Source organism: Pseudomonas sp. EGD-AK9 (genome assembly GCF_000465935.2).
GTDB lineage: Bacteria > Pseudomonadota > Gammaproteobacteria > Pseudomonadales > Pseudomonadaceae > Aquipseudomonas.
The window spans coordinates 1-1796 of sequence record NZ_AVOF01000493.1 but is presented as its reverse complement, the minus strand read 5'-3'; the positions used below and the strand labels follow the sequence as shown (position 1 = coordinate 1796).

General features: G+C 71.1%; 3 protein-coding genes. All 3 read left to right on the top strand.

Going from position 1 to position 1796, the window contains the following annotated elements; genetic code table 11:
• Positions 1–313: histidine phosphatase family protein (locus tag N878_RS19390; protein WP_021445219.1), on the top strand; the 313-nt coding region annotated here is incomplete at its 5' end.
• Positions 310–1044, top strand: coding sequence for an adenosylcobinamide-GDP ribazoletransferase (locus N878_RS19385; RefSeq protein WP_021445218.1), 735 nt, complete (start codon positions 310–312; stop codon positions 1042–1044). The genes N878_RS19390 and N878_RS19385, both read left to right, overlap by 4 nt.
• Positions 1045–1103: 59 nt before the next feature.
• Positions 1104–1796: hypothetical protein (locus tag N878_RS19380; protein ID WP_156350900.1), on the top strand; the 693-nt coding region annotated here is incomplete at its 3' end.

The following is a 1796-nucleotide window of genomic DNA, read 5'->3' as shown; positions in this document are numbered from 1 at the left end:
CAGCGCCGCCGAACTGATGCAGACCGATGCCGAGGCGCTCGGCCGCTTCTGGGCCGATCCCTATGCCTTCACCCCGCCGGACGGCGAGCCGCTGCTGCGCTTCGAGGCGCGCATCCTCGCCGCCCTGCAGCGGCTGTACCAGGCGCATCGCGGCCGGCGCCTGCTGCTGATTACCCATGGCGGGGTGATGCGTCTGCTGCTGGCGCGCGCCCGCGGCCTGCCGCGCCACGAGCTGCTGCAGGTCAATGTCGGTTACGCCCAGCGCGTGCGCCTGCAGCTGGACGGGCAGGGCGCCCTGACGGAGCTGGCATGAGCCCGGCGCTGATCGCCCTGCAGTTTCTCACCCGCCTGCCGGTCCGCCTGCCGGGCATGCCCACGGCCGAGCAGCTCGGCCGTTCGCTGCTCTGGTATCCGACCGTGGGCCTGCTGCTCGGCCTGCTGCTGTGGGGGGCTCACTTGCTGCTGGGCGCGGCCCCGGCATTGCTGCAGGCGGCGATCATCCTGGCGCTGTGGGTGGGCTTGAGCGGCGGCCTGCACCTGGACGGCCTGGCCGACAGCGCCGACGCCTGGGTCGGCGGCTTCGGCGACCGCGAGCGGACCCTGGCGATCATGAAGGACCCGCGCAGCGGGCCGATGGCGGTGACGGTGCTGGTACTGCTGTTGCTGCTCAAGTTCGCCGCCCTGGTCAGCCTGTTGCAGGCCGGGCAGGGCCTGCTGCTGGTGCTGCTGCCCTGGCTGGCGCGCGGCCTGCTGCCGTTGCTGCTGTGGACCACGCCTTACGTGCGCGCCGGCGGCCTGGGCCAGGCGCTGGCCGAGCAGCTGCCGCGGCACCAGCTGCCCTGGCTGCTGGCCGGTCACGGCCTGGCCATCTGCCTGCTGTTCGGCTGGGCCGGCGGGCTGGCGCTGGTGGTCGCTGCGCTGGTGTTTTTCTGCTTGCGGCGTCTGATGTGCCAACGCCTGGGCGGCACCACCGGCGATACCGCCGGCGCCCTGGTGGAGCTGGCCGAGTGCGCCGTTGTCCTTGCGCTGGCCTTGCTGGTCTGAAGGCAGAACCCGCGGCATCACCTAGGCTTCAGGCATAACCACAAAGATTGCCTGCCTTTATGCCTCTTCTGCGCTGGATGCTCGTGCTGCTGTGCCTGCTGCCGCTCGGCGTGCGCGGCGAAACCCTGACCTGGGGCGTGCTGCCGCTGCCCGGGGTGTTCAACGTGCGCGACGGCGAGTTGGTCGACGGCGTGCTCTACGAGGCCATGCAACTGCTCGATGCGCAGCTGGCGGAGTTGCAGATCCGCTACGAGGTGCTGCCGTTCGCCCGCCTGGAGCAGCGCCTGCTGGCCGGCGAGCCGCTGTGCATCAGCGGCCAGTTGCAGAGCGCCGAGCGCGACCGCCTGGGACACTTCGTCGCTTTTCTGCAGTCGCCACCGATCCATGTGCTGGTACGGCGCCAGACCTATGCCCAGCTGGCTTTGGACGAGGGCCGGGTCAGCCTCGCCTGGCTGCTGGCCAACCCCTACCTGCGCGGCGCGCTGACCCGCGGCCGGGTCTACCCGCCGGCCATTCGCGAACCCCTGCAGCAAGCGCTGGACGCTCGCCGCCTGCTCGAACTGGCGGCCGGCACCGCCGGCGACAACCTGCTGCTGATGGTCAGCCACCGGCGCATCGACTACGCCTTCGAGTACCCCATGGTCTACACCGAGGTGGCGCGCAGCTTCAGCCTCGGCGACAGCCTGGTCAGCGTGCCCTTGCTGGAGGGCGATGCGCTGGTGCCGGTGGGTTTCTACTGCCCGCGCACGGCC